Annotated in this window: 16 protein-coding genes and 1 tRNA gene; 6 read left to right on the forward strand and 11 right to left on the reverse strand. The window is 71.7% G+C overall.

Features of this window, described 5'->3' with window-relative positions:
• Window positions 1-3 precede the first annotated feature (3 nt).
• From argJ to H3C53_03015, 4 genes are all read right to left on the reverse strand, one after another.
• A complete protein-coding gene (argJ, locus tag H3C53_03000; protein MBW7915646.1) occupies window positions 4-1152 on the reverse strand; it encodes a bifunctional glutamate N-acetyltransferase/amino-acid acetyltransferase ArgJ in 1149 nt (382 codons plus the stop codon).
• Window positions 1153-1180: 28 nt separating this feature from the next.
• Window positions 1181-2287, reverse strand: coding sequence for an N-acetyl-gamma-glutamyl-phosphate reductase (gene argC, locus H3C53_03005; protein ID MBW7915647.1), 1107 nt, complete (start codon window positions 2285-2287; stop codon window positions 1181-1183).
• A 57-nt stretch (window positions 2288-2344) separates the two neighbouring features.
• Window positions 2345-3286 (reverse strand): ornithine carbamoyltransferase, encoded by a 942-nt coding sequence (argF, locus tag H3C53_03010; GenBank protein MBW7915648.1) that lies wholly within the window; start codon window positions 3284-3286, stop codon window positions 2345-2347.
• Between the two features lie 180 nt (window positions 3287-3466).
• A complete protein-coding gene (locus H3C53_03015) occupies window positions 3467-4624 on the reverse strand; it encodes a prepilin peptidase (protein MBW7915649.1) in 1158 nt (385 codons plus the stop codon).
• A 170-nt stretch (window positions 4625-4794) separates the two neighbouring features.
• On the opposite strand from H3C53_03015, the gene H3C53_03020 reads away from it, so the two are divergent.
• Window positions 4795-5292 (forward strand): OmpH family outer membrane protein, encoded by a 498-nt coding sequence (locus tag H3C53_03020; protein MBW7915650.1) that lies wholly within the window; start codon window positions 4795-4797, stop codon window positions 5290-5292.
• Window positions 5293-5296: 4 nt separating this feature from the next.
• Here the strand turns inward: H3C53_03020 and trmD are convergent, their stop codons facing one another.
• The 5 genes from trmD to ffh all read right to left on the reverse strand — a co-directional run bounded on the left by trmD (window position 5297) and on the right by ffh (window position 8713).
• The gene (gene trmD, locus H3C53_03025) at window positions 5297-6037 is read right to left on the reverse strand and encodes a tRNA (guanosine(37)-N1)-methyltransferase TrmD (GenBank protein ID MBW7915651.1); all 741 of its coding nucleotides are present in this window, start codon (window positions 6035-6037) and stop codon (window positions 5297-5299) included.
• Window positions 6038-6050: 13 nt separating this feature from the next.
• Window positions 6051-6635: a hypothetical protein gene (locus H3C53_03030; GenBank protein MBW7915652.1), complete on the reverse strand. Its 585-nt coding sequence runs from the start codon at window positions 6633-6635 to the stop codon at window positions 6051-6053.
• A 31-nt stretch (window positions 6636-6666) separates the two neighbouring features.
• A complete protein-coding gene (locus H3C53_03035; protein ID MBW7915653.1) occupies window positions 6667-6897 on the reverse strand; it encodes a KH domain-containing protein in 231 nt (76 codons plus the stop codon).
• Between the two features lie 29 nt (window positions 6898-6926).
• Complete coding sequence (rpsP, locus tag H3C53_03040) at window positions 6927-7238, reverse strand: 30S ribosomal protein S16 (GenBank protein ID MBW7915654.1); 312 nt, start codon at window positions 7236-7238, stop codon at window positions 6927-6929.
• A gap of 158 nt (window positions 7239-7396) precedes the next feature.
• A complete protein-coding gene (gene ffh / locus H3C53_03045; protein MBW7915655.1) occupies window positions 7397-8713 on the reverse strand; it encodes a signal recognition particle protein in 1317 nt (438 codons plus the stop codon).
• A 209-nt stretch (window positions 8714-8922) separates the two neighbouring features.
• Here ffh and H3C53_03050 point away from each other — a divergent pair, with 209 nt between their 5' ends.
• From H3C53_03050 to H3C53_03065, 4 genes are all read left to right on the forward strand, one after another.
• Window positions 8923-9423: a hypothetical protein gene (locus H3C53_03050; GenBank protein MBW7915656.1), complete on the forward strand. Its 501-nt coding sequence runs from the start codon at window positions 8923-8925 to the stop codon at window positions 9421-9423.
• Between the two features lie 85 nt (window positions 9424-9508).
• A complete protein-coding gene (locus H3C53_03055; protein ID MBW7915657.1) occupies window positions 9509-10945 on the forward strand; it encodes a tetratricopeptide repeat protein in 1437 nt (478 codons plus the stop codon).
• Window positions 10946-11009: 64 nt separating this feature from the next.
• A complete protein-coding gene (locus H3C53_03060; GenBank protein ID MBW7915658.1) occupies window positions 11010-12713 on the forward strand; it encodes an NAD-dependent malic enzyme in 1704 nt (567 codons plus the stop codon).
• A gap of 6 nt (window positions 12714-12719) precedes the next feature.
• Window positions 12720-13250: a GerMN domain-containing protein gene (locus H3C53_03065; protein MBW7915659.1), complete on the forward strand. Its 531-nt coding sequence runs from the start codon at window positions 12720-12722 to the stop codon at window positions 13248-13250.
• 40 nt (window positions 13251-13290) lie between these two features.
• Here H3C53_03065 and crcB read toward each other — a convergent pair whose 3' ends face one another.
• Both crcB and H3C53_03075 read right to left on the reverse strand, forming a co-directional pair.
• Complete coding sequence (gene crcB, locus H3C53_03070; protein MBW7915660.1) at window positions 13291-13692, reverse strand: fluoride efflux transporter CrcB; 402 nt, start codon at window positions 13690-13692, stop codon at window positions 13291-13293.
• 45 nt (window positions 13693-13737) lie between these two features.
• Window positions 13738-13814: transfer RNA gene (locus H3C53_03075), tRNA-Arg, on the reverse strand.
• 271 nt (window positions 13815-14085) lie between these two features.
• Here H3C53_03075 and H3C53_03080 point away from each other — a divergent pair.
• The coding region (locus H3C53_03080) for a peptidyl-prolyl cis-trans isomerase (GenBank protein ID MBW7915661.1) at window positions 14086-15670 on the forward strand (1585 nt) is incomplete at its 3' end.

Below are 15670 nucleotides of genomic sequence, written 5' to 3' on the forward strand. Positions count from 1 at the left end.
GGCTCAGGTCGTGTAGTCGGCGTTGATCCTCACGTAGCCCTCGGAGAGGTCGCAGCCCCACGCCTCGCCGCGGGCTGCGCCCACCCCGAGGTCGGCCTCGATGAGGACGTCCTCGGCGCGAAGCGCCGCCGAGACCTCCTTGGCGTCGAACGGCTGCGGTTCACCGCTGTAGAGCTCGAAGCCCTGGGCGGCGACGCGCACCTTCGCCTCGTCGAGTTCCACGTCGGCCCGACCGAGGGCCGCGAGGATGCGGCCCCAGTTCGGGTCGGAGCCGTGCACGGCGGTCTTCACCAGGCTGCTGCCGGCCACGGTGCGCGCCGCGCGGCGCGCCTCGACGTCGTCGCGCGCGCCCGTGACGCGGACCGTTATCAGCTTCGTGGCACCCTCGCCGTCGCGAGCGATCTTCTTGGCGAGGGAGGCGGTCACGGCCTCGAGAGCGGCCTCGAGTTCGGTCTGGTCGGCCGCGAGCCTGCCGGAGGAGAGCACGACGGCCATGTCGTTCGTGCTCGTGTCGCCGTCGACCGTGAGCTGGTTGAAGGTGCGGTCCACCACGCGCGTCCACATGGCGCGCAGTTCCGCCTGGTCGATGGCGGCGTCGGTCATGACGAACGCGAACATGGTCGCCATGTTCGGGTGGATCATGCCTGAACCCTTGGCGACCCCCACCACCCGGGCGCCGCCGGCCACCTCGGCCTCGGCCACCTTGGTGACGAGGTCGGTGGTCAGGATGGCCTTGCTGAACGCCTCGCTGTCGTCACCGCGGGCGGCGGCGGCCTGCGGCAGGCCCGCCACCAGCTTGTCGATGGGCATGGGCTGCCCGATGACGCCGGTGCTGGCGCTGAGCACCTCGTCGGGGCCCGCGAGTCCCAGCGCGGCGGCGGCCGCGCTGGCGAGCCTCAGGTCGTCTTGCTCCCCACGGGCGCCGTTGGCGCAGTTGGCGTTGCCGCTCGTCACCACCAGGGCGCGCACCGGGGCGCCCGTCGCCGCCAGGGCGCGGTCGCGCACCACGCACGGGGCCGCCACCTTGTTGGTGGTCGCCGCGTACGCCCACGCCAACGGGGCGCTCGAGTAGAGCAGGCCCAGGTCGTGCCTGCCGGAGCGCTTCACGCCGGCGACGACGCCGGCCACCTCGAACCCTAGCGGAACCTTCACTGCGGCCCTCCTTGCGCCCTCGTCCGGCTCACGGCCAGACCCCAGCGACGCTCAGCGCGGTCGTCTCCTCGAAGCCGAACGCGACGTTGAAACCCTGTACCGCCTGACCGGCGGCGCCCTTGCCCAGGTTGTCGATGGCGCAGAACACCAGGACCTGGCCCGTGCGCTGGTCCACGTGGGCGCCGAGGGCGGCCATGTCGGAGCCGCTCACCGCCTTCGTCTCCGGCAGCGCGGCGCTCACGACGATCATGGGGTCGCCTGCGTAGTAGTCGCGCAGCAGGTCTAGGAGCGCCGCGGTGGTCGGCGCGACGCCGTTCCAGGCGGTGGGCCTGGTGGCCAGCGTGGCCACGATGCCGCGCGACATGGGAACGATGTGTGGTGTGAAGGCGACCGGCACGGGCTCGAACGGCTCGTGAGTCGCTAGGCGCTTGCCGTCGCCCCGCGCGGCCGCCGCGCGCGCCCTGCCGCCCACGGCCTCGATCTCGGCCGTGTGCCGGTGCGTGCCGGCCGGCTTGTAGGGGCGCGCGTTCTCGTTCATCTCGGCGTAGTGCATGGGCGTGGAGGTGGCGCGGCCCGCGCCGGACACGCCCGTGATGACGTTGACGACCACCGCCTCGCCGGTGAGCCCCGCCGCGGCCAGGGGCGCGAGCGCCAACGATGCGGCCGTGGCGTTGCAGCCGGGGCTCGCCACGATGAGGGCCCCGGGCAGCTCGTGCCGGTGGAGCTCGACCAAGCCGTACACGGCGCTGGGCAGCAGCTCGGGGTGCGGGTGCGGGGCTCCGTACCAGGTGGCGTAATCGGCGGCGCCGAGCCGGAAGTCGGCGGAGAGGTCGATCACTCGTTTGCCTGCCGCCACCGCCTGGGCGACGAGCGGCGCCGTGGCCGCGTGCGGCGTGGCGCAGAACAGGACGTCGGAGGCCGCTATCACCTCGTCGGTATCGACGAACACGAGCGGGCTCCTCAGCCCGGCCAGGTGCGGCCAGCTGGCCGCGAGCGGCTTGCCGAGGTAGGCCCGCGAACCGATCGCGGCGAGCTCCACGTCCGGGTGCCTCACCAGGCGCTCGATGAGGCCGGCGCCGCCGTAGCCGCTGGCGCCCAGCACGCCCGCCCTCACGCGACCGTCAGGCGCCGCCATCTTCGCTTCCCACCGGGCAGGCTCCCACCAGGCAGCCTCCCACCGCCGCCGGAGCGCTCATTCGCCCGCCATGAACTGGACGATGACCGCCTTGTGGGCGTGCAGCCTGTTCTCGGCCTGGTCGAACACCACGCTGCGCTCGTGGTACACGGCGTCCTCGGTGCACTCCTCGCCGTAATGTGCGGGTAGGTCGTGCATGAAGACGCCGCGTGGGCTCAGGTCTCCGAACCACTCGGGGGTGATGGTGTAGCCGGCGAAGTCGCGCTGCCTCCTCGCCGCCTCCTCCTCCATGCCCATGGAGATCCACACGTCGGTGTAGAGGGCGTCGGCGCCCCTGACGGCCTCGCGCGGGTCGTGAGACACGGTGATGGCGCCGCCGCGGGCCCGGGCGGCGGCGAGGATCTCGGCGTCCGGCTCGTAGCCGGGGGGGCAGGCGATGGTGAGCTCGACGCCCGTCAGCGCGGCCGCGTTGACGTGCGAGTTGGCGACGTTGTTGCCGTCACCGACGAACGTGACCTTGAGGCCCTCCAGGTCGCCGAACTTCTCGGCGAGCGTGATGTAGTCGGCGAGGAGCTGGCACGGGTGGAGGAGGTCCGAGAGGCCGTTGATCACGGGCACCTCGGCGTGCCGCGCGAGCTCGACGAGAGTGCCGTGACCGTACGTGCGCGCCATGATGCCGTCCACCCAGCGGTCGAGGTTGCTCGCCACGTCGCGGACGGTCTCGCGCACGCCCCAGCCGATGTAGTTCTGGCTCAGCAGGATGGCGTGGCCCCCCAGTTGCGCCATGGCGATGTCGAACGTGGAGCGCGTCCTTAGCGACTGCTTCTCGAAGATCATCGCGAGCGTCTTGTGCTGCATCAGGGCGGGCCTGTCGCCCCCCTTCCAGGCGGTCTTGAGCTGTATGGCGCTGCCGATCAGCCCTGCGAACTCGTCGCGGCTCAGATCGGCAAGTGAGAGGAAGTCCCGACCGGCGAGGCTCCCTAGGCGTGTTGGCTCCATCCCAGCTCCAATCGTGGCGGCGGGCGGCCAACAGGGGAGCGGGCCCGCCCGCGCGGCGCAACGTCTGCGCCGCGCGAAGGCCTCGGTGGCCTCGGCGCGGCGAACGCGACGAAGGATACCACCCGTCCGGCCGCTTGCGGGACGTGGCGGCGGACGACCCGCCTCGAGGTGGCGAGGACTTCAGCCCACGCCCAGCATGCCAAGGTACCAGGCCAACACGGCGTCGCCAACGAACAGGGCGGCGACGCCGCCCACCAGCAGGTAGGGTCCGAACGGGATCACGCGCGAACCGCCCGCCAGCCGGCCCACGACGCCGAAGGCGGCGCCGAGGAACACCGCGAACAGCACGGCCACGAGCAGCTTCTCCCAACCGAGGATGGCGCCTATCGCGGCCGCGAGCTTGACGTCGCCGAAGCCCATCGCCACCGGCTCCGGCGTGGCGCGCGCCTCCTCCTCGGCGCGGGCCTCGGCCGCCGCTGCCGGTCTGACGAGGTCGTGAAGCCACCAGTAGGCGGCGCCGATCAGCGACCAGGCCCCGGCGGCGAGCACGCTCCCCGCGACGGCGGTGACGGTGGGCACCGTGAACGAGGTCGTCGACAGGATGAGTGCGACGGCCCACAGCCCGTAGGCGAGGGGCTCGGGCAGGCGCAGGGTGCGGCGGGTGACGAGGTTGAGCAGCACGCTGACGCCGCCGGCTGCCACCCCCCACCACACGCCGGCGAGGGCGCCGACCAGGGCGGCGACGTTCACCTGGTCGAGGCTGACTGGGTGGAGGCGCTCGTCGGTGTCCGCGAAGCGGCGCAGGACGAGGGCCCCGACGCGGTTGATGAGCACCAGCACGCCCGCGCCGGCGAGAGCGCCCGCCACTGCCGCCACCGGTCGGGGCAGGTCCGGCGCTCCGGCCGTGAGGAAGGCCCCCAGCACACCGAGGGCGGTGGCCGGCAGGGTCAGCGCGTCGGGCAGGATGTAGTGATCGACGTCGATGAGCGCGGCCATCACGAGCATGGCCAGCACCACCCAGAGGGGCAGGAAGGCTAGGCCGTGCGTCACGGGCGGCCACCTCAGGGCCACCACCGCGAACAGCGCCGCCATGAGCGCTTCGACGAGCGGGTAGCGCGGGGAGATCCTGGCGCCGCAGTGGCGGCAACGCCCGCGCAGCGCGAGCCACGACAGGACGGGGACCAGCTCGAGCGGTCCGAGCCGGTGCCCGCACGACGGACAGTGGCTGCCGGGGAACGCGATCGACTCGCCGCGCGGCACGCGCCAGATGACCACGTTGCCGAACGACCCGATCAGGCTGCCGATCACGGCCGCCAGCAACGCGAACAGGGCGGTCACGCCGCTGCTTGGAGCGAGCGCCCCGACTCGAGGGCCGGGGCGACAGCGGCCGCGCCCGTGGCGGCGGTGCTCACGCGCGAGCGGGTGGGTGAGGGCGGTGACGGTGGTTCCAGCACGGGATGGGGCCTCGCAAGGCTTCTCATCATCGTGGTGGTAAGCTGCCCGGCGCTATGAGAAGACTCACCCTCCTAGGCCTGCTGGCGGCTGTCCTCGTCGCCTTGTCCGTCACCCACTTGGGCGCGCAGTCGCGCCAGACGAAGCTAGTGTTCGTTGACTCGCAGGCGGTGATCCGGGCGCACCCAGCCGGCGAGGCGGTCGAGGCGCTCCGCGCCCAGGCCGAGACCGAGATCTCGGACCTCAGGAACAGCATCGGTGCCATCGAGACGAAGCTCGGGACCGGCCAGACGCTCACGCCCGAGGAGAGCGAGCGTTACGCCACGCTGCGCTCCACCCTGCAGGCCGTGCAGGCGCGGTACGTCAACGACATCAACGCGGCAGCCGAACCCGCCGTCAAGGCCACCAACGAGGCCATCGCGGCCCTCGCGAAGGAGAACGGCTACACCGTCGTGATGGACAGGGTCGAGGCGGCCAACCAGCGCCTGGTGGTCTACGCCGACGACGACCTCGACATCACGCAGCTCGCCATCGACAGGATCAAGGGGAACTGAGGGTTCAACCCGCCTTCGGCCCGGCTCGCCAGGCTGCCACCAGGGCGCGCTCCTCCTCCGTGAGGGGCGCGCCTTCCAATAGGTCGGGGCGCCGCTCGAAGGTCCGCCGCAGGGCCTGTGCGCGGCGCCACGCTGCCACCTTCTCGTGGTGGCCGGACAGGAGCACCTCCGGCACGTCGAGGCCGCGGTAGCTCGGCGGCCGCGTGTACTCGGGGTAGTCGAGGAGGCCGGAGCTGAAGGAGTCCTGGCGGTGACTGTCGGCGTCGCCGAGCACGTCGGGGAGGAGGCGGGCGGTCGCCTCGAGCAGGACGAGGGCCGGCAGCTCGCCGCCCATCAGCACGTAGTCGCCGATCGACACCTGGCGCGTCACGAGCTGCTCGACGCGCGCGTCGAACCCCTCGTACCGGCCGGAGATCAGGGCCAGGTGCGGCATGGCGGCGAAGCGCTCGACCAGCCCCTGCGTGAGCGGTTCGCCGGCGGGGGTGAGGAGGACCGTCTCGCTCGGCGGCGGCGCGTCTTGGGCCAACTCGTCGAGCGCCTGACCGGCGACGTCCACCCGCATGACCATGCCGGCCCCGCCCCCGTAGGGGGCGTCGTCCACGCGGCCTGTGCGGTTGCCGGCGAAGCGGCGCAGGTCGCGCAGCTCCACCGTCAGGCGGCCGGAGCGGAGCGCCCGGCCCAGGAGGGCCTCCTGCAGGTACGGCTCCAGCAGGCCAGGGAACAGCGTGTAGACGGTGAAACGCAAGGTGTTACCGAGCCTACTGCGGCTCGAGCAGCCCCGGAGGCGGGTCCGTTACCACGATGGTCGGTGCGGGGGTCACCGTCACGTACGGTGCGGCCAGCGGGAGCAGGCACCGCCCCCCGGCCGCCAGGGCCACCACGGCGACGGCGTTGGGGCCTCCCAGCTCGGCGGACTCGACCGTGCCGACGCGTTCATCGGCGACGAGCACCGGCAGGCCGACGAGCGCCTCCTCGGCGCTCGGCGCGGCCAGCGCGGACGCGAGCTCGTCGGCTAGGCGGGGCGGCAGCAAACCAGGGTCGAGCCACACGGCGGCGTTCACGAGCCGCTGCGCTGCGGTCCGGTCCCTCACGCCCTCGAGCAGGAGGAGCGTGCCGGCCGCCCGGTTGAAGCGCACGGCCCGGACGCGCACCGTGCCAAGCCCGGTCACGTAGAGGCTCTTGGCGGCCGCGACCGCGCGCGCCAGCAGGTCGTCGGGGGACCCATCGTCGGCGGCCAGCCCGGCCGGGGCGCGCCAGCGCAACGCACCCTCCAGCTGGAAGGTGCGTCCGAGCGTGCCGAGCGGCAGGTGGCCGGGTGGCGGTTGGTTGGCGGTCGGGTCCACGGGCCCTACGAAGAGCGGCTGCCCGCGCCGTCTACTCGAGTAACTGGATTTCCACGCGCTGGCGCCCCTCGGCCGCCGCGCGCGCCAGCGTGCGGACGGCGTTGATGACGCGTCCGCCGCGGCCGATGATGCGGCCAACGTCGTCCGGCGCGCAGGTCACCTCGATCTGCACGCTCCGCCCGTCGGAGCTGGAGGTGATCTCCAGCCGCTCGGGCTCGGCAACCAGGTTCTGAAGTACGAACGTGACCAGATCGAGGGGCATGGCGCCTCCGGTTGGTTGGGGCAGCGCCCTTAGGCGGTGGCTTGGGCTTCTTGGCGCTTCACGTACGAACTGCGACGCTTGGCGAGCAGCGCCTCGGGCAGGTCGACGCCGGACTTCTGAAGGAGGCGGAGGGCCGTGTCGGTGGGCTGGGCGCCCTGCGCCATCCAGTGCTTGGCGCGTTCGGCGTCCACGCGCAGGTGCTCGGCGGTGGTCTCGCGCGGGTCGTAGTAGCCGATCTGCTCGATGTAGTCGCCGCTGCGCTTGGAGCGGCCGTCGACGACGACGAGGCGGTAGTGCGGGTTCTTCATGGAGCCCATGCGCATCAGGCGGATCTTGACCATTCTCTTCGCTTCCTCCAGGGGGCCTCCGTGAGGCCTGTGTTGCTGCCGTTGCGGCGTGGCGCGAGACCGCGCCGATGCGCGCAGCCTACTCAAGCTACCTAGTGTACACGGCGCGGGGGCCTCGCGCCACTGCGGGGCGTGAGCGGGCGCCGCCGGCCTCAACCCCGCAGGCCGCCGCGGGTGCCGCGCCTCGGTTGCCTGCGGCCCATGCGCTTCATCAGCTTGCGCATCTCCTCGTAGTTGTTGATGAGGCGGTTCACGTCCTGAACCGTGGTGCCGGAGCCGCGCGCGATGCGCTTGCGGCGCGAGGCGTTGAGGATGCGCGGGGTGCGGCGCTCGGCCTCCGTCATGCTCGAGATGATGGCCTCCACGCGCAAGATCTCGCGCTCGTCGATGTTGGTGCCGGCGGGGACGACCTTGTTGGCGCCCGGGATCATCTTCAGCACGTCGGTGAACGAGCCCATCTGCTTGATGCGCCGCATCTGCGTGAGCATGTCCTGGAGCGAGAAGTCGCCCAGGTTGCGCATCTCCGTGTCGTCGTCGTCGCCCTCGAGCGCCTTGGCCTTCTCGATGAGGGTGAGCACGTCGCCCATGCCGAGGATGCGGCCCGCCACGCGGTCCGGGTGGAACGGCTCGAGCCCGTCGATCTTCTCGCTCATGCCCGCGAAGTAGATGGGCTTGCCTGTCACGTGCTTGGCCGACAGCGCCGCGCCGCCGCGGGCGTCGCCGTCGAGCTTCGTCATGATCAGCCCGGTGACGCCGACCTGCGAATCGAACGCCGTCGCCACCGGCAGCGACTGTTGGCCGGTCATGGCGTCGACCACGAGGATCTTCTCGGACGGCGCCAGCCTCTGCCCCAGGTCGGCGAGCTCGTTCATGAGCGCGTCGTCGACCTGCAGGCGGCCGGCGGTGTCCACGATCACGAGGTCGCGGAAGTCCTTCTGCAGGTGCTCCTTGAGGCGGGCGACCACTGCCGCGGGCGCCTCGCCGTCTCGCACCTCGAAGACCGGCACGCCGATCTGCGAGCCGAGCACCTTGAGCTGATCGCGAGCCGCCGGGCGCTGCGTGTCGGCCGCCACCAGCAGCACGCGCCGCCCCTGCGACTTGTAGCGGTAGGCGAGCTTGCCGGCGGTGGTGGTCTTGCCGGCGCCCTGGAGCCCCATGAGGAGCCACACGTTGCCGTCGGACTTGAGCGTCGGCAGGACGGCCTTGCCGCCCAGCACGTCCTTCAGTTCGTCGTGAACGATGGCGATGACGCGCTGCTCCGGCTGGAGCGACATGAGCACGTCCGAGCCGATGGCCTTCTCCTGGACGCGCTGGGTGAACTCACGCGCCACGTCCATGTTGACGTCTGCCTCCAGGAGGGCGACGCGGACCTCGCGCAGGGCCGCCTTGACGTCGGCCTCCGTGAGGCGGCCGCGGCCGCGCAGGCCCTCGAAGACGGATTGGAGTCTGTCGCCTAGTGACTGGAACATGATCAGGGGTTCTCCGGGGGCCGCCCGGCCAGCGCCAGCGCGAGCGCCGGCTAGGGGCGGGGCCAGCGTCAAGGGTAGCGGCCGGGTGGGGCGAGGGTCAACCCGCGCCGGGACGAACGGCCAGTCGGCCGGCCGCGACCGCCTCCCGAAGCCGAGAGTCACCCCGCGCCGGGACCAACGCCGCCGCCGGCCGGTGCTAGACTCGAGCCATGTTGACGGTGTCGACCCAACCGCCCACGCTTCGGCGCGCGCGTGGCCGGGCCGCCGGCCGCACCCTCCTCCTCGCGCTCGCCCTGTTGCTGCCCGCGGCGCACGCCCAGCTGCTCGCGGACGTCCTCATGACCACGGCCATCATGGCCCAGTTCGACTCGAGCATCAGCTTGCCGCGCGGCACCATGCGCGCCGTCGGGAGCGGGGTCGACAGGCTGGTGGCGCGCATACCGGGCTCCGGGGCGTGGACGGATTGGGAGGCGTACGCCCTCGGCGGCGTGGCCGTCGGCCTGGCGGGCGCCAAGGTGCACGAGGTCTCTACCGCGTACGCGCTCGCCGGCTACTTCGAGCGGGAGCGCAGCGAGACAACGGTCGGCGGGCCGCAGGGCCCCGAGACGCACACGCGGATCGTCTACGTCGCCGACGACGGTGCGGAGCGCCTGCTGTACCTGATCCGGGCCGGTCAGGAAGTCGTGTGGCTCACGGCGCGGCCGCGCTAGCACGAGTTTGACGCCCACTACCTTGACGTCTCTCACGCCTCGGCGGACCTCGGCGCGCCGCATCGCCCGCCACCTGGCTGCGGCCTTGCTGCTCGCCGGCGGCCTCGCTGCGGTCCGCGCCGAGGGTGCCGCGGAGGCGGATGCCGCCTACGCCGCCGCCGAGGGCGCCCTCGTGGCCGCCCTCGCGGTGCCTCTCGAGCGCGCGCCCAGTCCGGACGACCCGGCCTGGCACGCCGCCCTCCAGGCGGCGACCCGGGCCGCCGAGGTCGCCGCCGCCGGTGTCGCAGGCGAGCCCCTGCTGCGCGCCTACCGCTTGGAGGCCCACGCGTACGGCCTCACGAACTGGTACAGCCGCGCCTTCGCCGCCTGGGACGCTTTCCTGGCGGCCGGCGGCGAGCTCACGGACACGAAGCCGGCGTTGCCCGCCGGCGCCGATAGCCACCTGGCGAGCGACCGCGCCGAGTACCGGCGGGTGGTCGGCCAGATGGCGTTCGCGCGTTACGAGGCGGGCGACCTCGAGGAGGCGAGGGGCTGGTACCTCACGCTGCTCGAGCGGGTGCCGGACGACCCGGAGGCGCTCAGGTGGCTGGCGCGCATCGCCTACGAGCGGGGCGACACGAGCGCGGCCGTGGTCATCTGGCAACGGCTGCTCGAGGTCGCTCCCGACGACGAGGGGGCGCGCTTCTTCCTCGAACTGAGCCGCGAACGCGAACGTTACGGCGTGGAGGCCAGCGAGGCGTACCGCCTCGGCCTCAGGGCGTACGAGGCCGGCCGGCTCGAACCAGCCCTCGAGGCGTTCGAGGCCGCCGCCACCGCCAACCCCGAGTTCGCGAACGCCGCCGTGTGGGCCGGCCGCACCGCCCTCGAGCTGGACCGACCCGAGCTGGCCGTCCGCTACTGGGAACGGGCCGTCAGGCTCGTCCCCGACGACGCCCGCTCGAGCTGGTTCCTCGAGTACGCCCGGCTGCAGGCCGCCTGGGGCGTCACTGCCGGCAGGGCCTACTACGAGGGGTTGGCGGCGTACGAGGACGGCGACCTCGAGAAGGCCCGCTCACGCTTCCTGGCGGCCACGGAGGCCGCCCCGCAGTTCAAGGACGCGCTCGTGTGGACGGCGCGCACCACGCAGGAGCTCGGCCGGCCCGACGAGGCCATCGCGTACTGGCAGGCCGTGTTGCGGCTCGACCGCGACGACGAGCGTGCCCGTTACTTCATCGGCAACGCCAGGCGCGCCGTCCAGTACGGGCCGGAGGCCGGCGGCGCGTTCTCGCGCGGCCTCGCCGCCTACCAGGTCGGCGACGGCCCCACCGCCCAGGCGGAGTTCGCGGCCGCGGTGGCGGCGGCGCCCGGCTTCCTGCAAGCGTGGGTCTACCTGGGTCAGGTGGCGTTCCAGAACCGCGACTACCGGGTGGCAGCGGACGCCTACTCTCGAGCCGCCGCCCTCGATCCGAGCGAAGACGACTACGTGTTCTTCGCCGACGAGGCTGAGCGGCTGGCGGCGGCCGAGGACGGCGGGACGCGGTAGCCGTGCGCGCGGCCCATGAGACGACCAGTTCACGCGCCAAGAGGCGCAGCGGGAGAGCGACGACATGAAGCAGTTCGAGAAGCGCATCGACGACCGGGGCCGCCCCTACCTGGCCACCCACCTGACCGGCTACCTCCTCACGCGGCTGCCGCTACTCAACAAGAGCACCGGCTTCTCGCGCGAGGAGCGCCGCGAGCTCGGCCTGGAGGGCCTACTGCCGCCCCACACCTCCTCGCTCGAGGAGCAGGTGCGCCGCACCTACGCCAACTACTCCGGGTTCACCACGCCGCTCGACAAGCACGTCTACCTGCGCGTCCTGCAGGACCGCAACGAGGTGCTCTTCTACGCGTTGCTCGAGGAGCACCTGGAAGAGATGCTGCCGATCATCTACACCCCCACGGTGGCGGAGGCGGTGCAGAAGTTCAGCCTCATCTACCGCTTCCCGCGCGGGTTGGTGGTCAGCACCGACAACATCGACCGGATCGACGAGGTCCTGGCGGACGCGCCCGTCCCCGACGTGCGGCTCGTGGTCGCGACCGACTCGGAGGGCATCCTCGGGATCGGCGACCAGGGCTTCGGCGGGATGGCCATCTGCATCGGGAAGCTGTCGCTCTACACGGCCGCGGCGGGCATCGACCCGGCCACCACGCTGCCGGTCGAGCTCGACGTGGGCACGAACCGCGCTGACCTGCTGGACGACCCGCTCTACCTCGGCGTGCGCCACGAGCGCCTGACCGGAACCGAGTACGCCGACTTCATCGAGCGGTTCGTGACCGCCTTCAGGAAGCGCTTCCCGCAGGCGCTGCTGCAGTGGGAGGACTTCAGTAAGCAGAAGGCGGTCGACGTCATGAACCGCTACCGCGACGTGCTCCCGTCCTTCAACGACGACATCCAGGGCACGGGCGCCGTGGTCCTGGCGGGTCTCCTCGCGGCCGCCAAGAAGACGCACCGCCCCATGACCGACGAGACGTACGTCGTGCATGGCGCCGGAGCCGGCGGGGTGGGAGTGGCTCGGCAGATCGTCGTGGGCCTGCAGCGCCAGGGCCTGAGTCGCGCGGAGGCCATCGCGCGCGTCCTCATGATCGATTCCGCCGGGCTGGTCACCTCGGACCGGCCCGGGCTGGAGGAGTACAAGCGCGAGCTGGCGCAGGACCCGGCCCGCACCGCGGGTTGGGAGGTGGCGGGCAAGGTACCGAGCCTGCTCGAGACCGTCACGAACTCGCGCGCCACCGGCGTGATCGGCCTGTCGGGCCAGGCGGGCGCGTTCGACGAGACCGTCGTCAAGGCCGTCCTCGCCAACTCGCCCGCGCCCATCGTCTTCCCGCTCTCCAACCCGACCGTGAACAGCGAGGCGGTGCCGGAGGACGTCTACGCCTGGACCGACGGCCGCGCCATCGTGGCCACCGGTAGCCCGTTCCCGAACGTCGAGCATGGCGGCCGCTCCCACATCGTCGGGCAGGGCAACAACGCGTTCATCTTCCCCGGCGTCGGCCTGGGCGCCATGGTCGCGCGCGCCGGCAAGGTCACCGACAACATGCTGACCGCCGCCGCCGAGGCCCTCGCCGACTACACCGACCCCGTGCGCCTCATGGAGGGCGCCGTCTACCCGAGCATCAAGACGCTCGGTCGGGCCAGCAAGCACGTCGCCACCGCCGTGGCGAGCCAGGCGGTGAAGGACGGCGTGGCGCGCCGCGAGCTCGCCGACCCCGCCGAGGCCGTGGCCGAGGCGGTGTGGGAGCCGCGTTACCTGCCCATCCGACGGGCCTGATACCTCGTGCGCACGGTCGTCCTCAGGGTGGTGGCGCTGGCGCTGCTCCTACTCCTCACCCTGGTGACGATCGTCGCGCTCCGCACGCTCGGGCGCGTGCCGGACACCGTCATCTACTTCGTGGGGGGTGACGACGCCGCCTTCACGCTCGAGCCCGTCAACCGCAGGCTCGGTGCGCTTCCGGTGGGGGAGCGCACGCGGGCGCAGGTGGCGGCGCTGGCGCGCGGCCCTAGCGAGACCGAAGCCGCGCGGGGGCTGCGCACCGCGGTGCCCGCCGCCACCGCAGTGTTGAGCGCCGAACTCGACGCGGCCGGCGTCCTCGTGGTCGACCTGACGGGCGCGTTCGCCGCCGGTGGTGGGACGGCGACCATGACGGGCCGCCTCGCGCAGCTCTTCTACACGCTCAGCCAGCCGAGCGACGTGGCGGCGGTGGAGCTCCGGCTCGACGGCGAACCCGTGACGGCCTTCTCCGGCGAGGGACTCGTCGTGCCCACGCCGTGGGTGCGGGCCGAGCACCCCGGCCTGCCGGTGTGGTGACGGTGTTGTGAGCGGCAGTGGCGGATTTCATCAGGCCGGCTCAGACCCCTCCGCGGGAGCCCAGGTAGTAACCGACGGCTGCGCTCCCGAGGCATAGACAGACTGAAAGTGCGATGTTGGCAAGTGCGCGCCAGGGCATGCCCGCTCGAGCGAGATCCAATGTTTGCAGGCTGAACGACGAGAACGTCGTGAAGCCGCCACAGAGGCCGACGAGCAGCGCTAGACGCCAACCCTCCGTGAGCGGCGCTTGTCCGTTGGGAAGCGTCAATGTCCCAAGGAAGGTTATTGCGAACGAACCCAACACGTTCACTGCCAGCGTGCCGAGAGGGAAAGCCCGACTCATCGGATCCATCCAAACCGTCATGGCGAACCTCAGCACGCTCCCGAGCGCCCCGCCCACCGCCACGTACAGCGCAGCGAGAGTGAAGGTCGGAGATCCCATGTGGAAGAGACTAGCGGTTCCTGGGTGGGTGCGCGGACTCTATTGTGGTGCGCCCGACAGGATTCGAACCTGTGACCTTTCGCTCCGGAGGCGAACGCTCTATCCGGCTGAGCTACGGGCGCGCGGCGGGCCGGGTCCGGCGCGGACGTCGCGCGGCGGCCTTCCAAGCAGTAGGCAATATAGCACTTGCGAGCACGCGGCTCTCACCACCCGGTCTGGTACACTTCGGGGCGTGCTCCGAACCCGGCCGGACCCACACCGCCGAGCGGTCGGCGGCCGCGAGGAGAAGTCGCCCCCGCCCGTGCCGGCGCACGGCCTGAACCTCACAAGTCACGCGGGTACCCACGGTTCGCGCGGTGAGCGCGACCACGGTACCGGGAGGAAGTCAACCAGATGAAGCTCAGCAAGCGCACGAACACCATCATCTTGTGGGTCGTGTCCATCGGCCTGTTGGCTGGCATGGTGGTCATGTTCACCCCGGGGCTAGGCAGCGTGGGGGGCACGACCGCCAAGGGCGCGGCGCAGATCACCGTCAACGGCCAGACGCTCTACGACGCCGACCTGCAGCAGATCCGCAACAACTCCCTGTTCAACACCGTCACGGAGGGCGAGGTCGGCCAGGACCTGCAGCGGCTCATGGTGGACGAGATCGTGCGCAACGCCGTCATCGACCAGGCCGCGGCCCGCATCAGCGTCGGCGGTGGACAGGTCCGCAAGGCGGTCAACGACTTCCGCTCCGAGCGTGGGGTGTCGGGCGCCCGCAACGACCAGGCGTACCTCCAGCTCATCGGCAGCGCCGGCTTCACCGACCAGACCTTCCGCGACTACCTGAAGGGTCAGTTGCGGCTCCAGGAGTGGGAGGACCGGCTCGTCAAGGACGTGACCGTGAGCGACGCCGAGGTGCGCGCCTACTACGATTCGCACCTCACGTCGTACCAGACGGAGGAGAAGATCCGCGCGCGGGAACTCGTCGTGGCCGACAAGGAGCTCGCGGATTCGCTCAGGCGCGAGGTGCTCGCCGGCGCCGACTTCGCCACGCTGGCGCGCGAGAACAGCCTCGAGCTGGCCGACCGCGACGGTGCCGTCGGTGCGGCTCAGGGCGAGACGGAGCCGAAGCCGGTCGGTCGGCCCGCGCTGCCGACCGTGGTCTCGAACGCCGCCTTTGCGCTGCGCGGCGCGGGTGTGACGGATCCGGTGCTCTACAACGACCGCTACTACGTCGTCCAGGTCGAGGCGTACGAACCTCCCGCCTCCATGCCGTTCGATGACGTCGTCACCGCCGTGTCGGAGGACGCCCTGAACGCCAAGAAGGCGGGCGTCGTCGAGGCGGAGATCGAGAAGCTCCGCGACGCCGCCACGGTCACCTTCCCGACCGGCAGCACCCTCTCCTTCGACAACCCGGTGCTCGCCACGGTGGGGAGCCAGGCCATCAAGGCCGTCCAGCTCGACCGTGCCCTCTACACGAACACGCAGATCCAGCAGGCGCTATCGCCGCAGACGGCGGACCTCATCGTGGGGCTCTTCAAGCCGACCGTTCTCAACCAACTCATCGACTCCGAGGTCGCCTACCAGGCCGCCCAATCGCTGGGCGTGCCGCTGGTCGGTACCCGCGGCGGCGTGGCCCAGGCGGCGCTCAACTACGTCGGGCGCGACGCGACGGCCACGGAGGCGGAGATCGAGGAGTACTACGCCGCCAACCAGTCGCTCTACACGCTACCGGCGGAGGCCACGGTCACCGAGGTCCGCTTCGCGGACCGCGACGCCGCCGTGTCCTTCCGCGACGACCTGCTGGCCGGCCGCGACGTCGCGGCCGCCAACGCCACCGCGGCGGGCACCGTCACGGAGCTCGGCCGCGTCAAGCCCGGCGACCTCCCCGCCGAGCTCGACACGGCGCTCTTCAACACCGACGCCTTCGACGCCCTGCCGGGCGGCAGGTTGTCCGTGAGCGACGTGCTCGTGCTCGAGGAAGCGGTCGATG

The sequence above is a fragment of the Trueperaceae bacterium genome (assembly GCA_019454765.1).
GTDB lineage: Bacteria > Deinococcota > Deinococci > Deinococcales > Trueperaceae > JAAYYF01.